Origin of the sequence: Burkholderia sp. E168m23, assembly GCF_016586125.1 — a bacterium.
Taxonomy (GTDB): domain Bacteria; phylum Pseudomonadota; class Gammaproteobacteria; order Burkholderiales; family Burkholderiaceae; genus Burkholderia; species Burkholderia orbicola.
Map to the genome: position 1 here is coordinate 1 of NZ_BCPP01000861.1, position 3,083 is coordinate 3,083.

Annotated in this window: 2 protein-coding genes and 1 pseudogene; all 3 read left to right on the plus strand. The window is 59.9% G+C overall.

The window, feature by feature from the left end:
- Positions 1 to 1,115 (plus strand): annotated as a pseudogene (locus JMF90_RS30915) (transposase); the annotation flags it as partial.
- Positions 1,112 to 2,098: a TniB family NTP-binding protein gene (locus JMF90_RS30920; protein ID WP_034195835.1), complete on the plus strand. Its 987-nt coding sequence runs from the start codon at positions 1,112 to 1,114 to the stop codon at positions 2,096 to 2,098. The pseudogene JMF90_RS30915 and the gene JMF90_RS30920, both read left to right, overlap by 4 nt.
- Positions 2,095 to 3,083: TniQ family protein (locus tag JMF90_RS30925; RefSeq protein ID WP_201325866.1), on the plus strand; the 989-nt coding region annotated here is incomplete at its 3' end. The genes JMF90_RS30920 and JMF90_RS30925, both read left to right, overlap by 4 nt.

Consider the following 3,083-nt stretch of genomic DNA (forward strand, 5'->3'; position numbering starts at 1 on the left):
TGGTGTGCCTTGAGATGTATCTGACGCCTGCCAAGGCAGCCCGGTTCAAGGAGCTTGGTATCGCTCATGCGCTGAACATTTATGGCACGCCCGTACTGGTCATTTTTGATAATGGTCCGGAGACCAAGGGCGGACGAATCGTCCGCCTTGAGCGTCTTGGAATGGATGTCAAGCACTGCAAAGCAAAGGAAGCTCAAGGCAAACCATTCATCGAACGCCTGAACAGAGCGCTCAAGGAGGCATTGCAGCTTCTCTCGGGCTGCACGCGCTTTGAAGGAAAGGATGGCGTGCGCGACCCGGAGGCGCTAGGCGACGACTTGATGACCCTCGACGCGTTCGAGAAATGGATTGTCAGGTGGCTATATGAGGTCTGGGTCAACACCCCGCTCGACCGGCTGCGTTGGGACGAACTGCTGGTCGATTCGGTCAAGGGAAAGACGCCGCTTGAGCGCCTGACCTACCAGACCGAAGAAATGGGACAACCCATCACCATGCCGCCGGCGCGTCGTGAATGGATGGCTGCACTCTTTGAAAACAAGATGTGCGTGTTGAGCGCCAAGACGGGAATCACGCTTGAGCATGGATTCAGGTACCGCGGCAAAGCCATGTCGTATCTGCTGGCCAAGTACGGCGACCACTCGCAGCTCCACGTAGTCTACAACCCCGACGACTTCCGCCAGGCATACGTGTACGAGGGAGATGACCTTCCGCTCGTCACGCTGACGCACGAACACGTTCGTGAGGACACGCCGGCGTGGACCTTTGCTGAAGCCAAAGCGCGATTCGATTCGGGCATGGCTAACTGGACGGTCCCGGACGAAAAGGTCCAATTCGAGCGTGACATGGACGAGGCGGTCACCGGAAACCGGAAAGCCGATAAGCGCAGAACCCGCGGTAAGCGCGAGGAAAACAAGGAAACCGTGCGCCGCGCCAAAGACGACTCGGCTGTCCAGAGGGCCATCGACCGGCCGCTTTCAGCGACAGCGCCGTTCGGGCCTGCACCTTCGACCAATCAGTCGTTGCCGGCGGAAGACCTTCAGCCCGACGCCATCTCGTACGACAACGCGCCTTTAATGCACATCGTAAACAGAAACACCGGAGAGAAACTGCTGTGACGCCAGCTCAACAACTGCGCAGAGACATTGAGGCCTGCGAACTTCCGCATCCCATGTTTGTGGAGCACCTCACTGCGCTCAAACGGCGCATCGATGACGCCCTTACTGGCTTTGCGCCCAAAGTCGTTCGGGTTCCTGGTCCGAGCGGTGTGGGCAAATCCTCGCTCATCGCCAACCTGTCTCGCGACTACCCTGAAAACCGCATCGATGGACGGCGCCATGTGCCCGTCCTAGTTGTTGAGGTGCCCCAATCCGCAACGGCCAAACTGCTTCCTAAAAGTGTGCTGCGTGCTTTGGGCATCCAGGTTCCAGGCAGCATGACGGCGGGCGCGATGTTCGACTTGATGGTGACGCAGCTTCGTCTGGCTGGCACACGTGTCGTGATTTTTGACGAGATATCGCACCTCGTAGATGAAGGGTCACGGGTGCCTCCGCGCGCAGCCAGCGACTGGCTCAAGACCCTGGCGGACACGCTCGACATGACGCTGATTCTCTTCGGCATTCCGCGACTCGAACGACTTTTTTCAGCAAATGAACAGCTGCGTCGTCGTGCTTGCCCTGCTCGCAATTTCCTTCCGTACGACGCAAGCATCGCTGACCAGATGGCAGCCTACATCTCGTGCGTTGTGAATTATGCGCGCCTGTTCTCGGCGGCGGGCTATCCGATTGACGTGCCCCCACGCGTGCTGACGCAGCAGAGCTATCTGCTCACCGGGGGTCTGATTGGGGTACTCGCTGACTTCATGCGCGAGCTGGCCAGTCTGAAGGCGAACGAAGCACCGCGCGCCATTACATACGCAGACTGCCAGAGGGCAACTGAATACGTTAGCCACGCTGGGTCACCGCACAGACCGGCTTTCCAGGATTCGGGAATCGATGGCCCGGGCGTGGACCCGGCGGCCCTGAAACAGGCATACGTTCACGTTCTGATGAGCAACGCGACGTCCGTACCGGTTCGAAAAAAGTCAGGAGATAAGCAATGAGCCTAGTTCTCACCTATGCCCCCCGGGACGACGAATCCGGGATGGGGTATTACCGGCGTCTCTCCGCCGACAATGCCCTTTTCAACTGGCGCGACCTGGCAAGTACGGCGGGTATCGAGCGCAATCGCCGCGCCTTGCTCACTCGCACGGATGACGTAGCGCGTAACCTCGGCCTGGAGCCGGCATGGACCGAATTCACCAGGCAGCAGGAAAACCTCACCCGGGATTGGGGACGTCTGCACCGTGCTCAGTCTGACGCCGTGTGTCCGGGGTGTCTGGCTGAATCGCCTTACCTGCGACATCACTGGGAACACGCTTATGTCACCGCATGTCCGCACCATAGAATCCTGCTGGTCGACCAGTGCAACGCGTGCGGGAAGCACCTTTCGCCGGAGCGGCTCTACATTGGATTGTGCTCGTGCGGCCATGACCTGAGCAGCCTGCCGCGTGTGCCGGCGACCCGGGCGCAGCAGTGGCTGTCGACGCTGATTGCGAGCAACGGGCAGCAGGCTGGCAGCGTGAAGCCGCCCCTGCACGGCGTGGACATCAATGTGTTGGTGAAGGTCATTCGTACTCTCTGCCAATATACGGACCCGACGCGCCCCGGGTTGCCGCGCGGCGCGGCATTGCCGAAATTCGTCACCGACGCGGTCGAATTCCTCTCGCCGCTCGAAGCCTTGTTGACCGACTGGCCAACCGGTTTTCGGAATCACGTCGAGCAGCGCATTGCCGCCGGTCGCAAGGATGCCCGCACACTGAACACCTTGCTCGGCGACTGGTACATCAGTCTGCGCAAGGTGTGCCAGGGCACGACGCTCGAGCCCCTGCTGCAAATCATCATCGATGTCGCTGCCCAGAAGTCCGATTGCGTCCTGGGCCTGGATTCGGCCAAAGCAATGGCCGAGGATGCGACTGGATACATGCGCGCGCCAGATGCCGCGAAGGCCATTGGCGTCAGCGTTTCACGTTTGCATGAATCCATTCT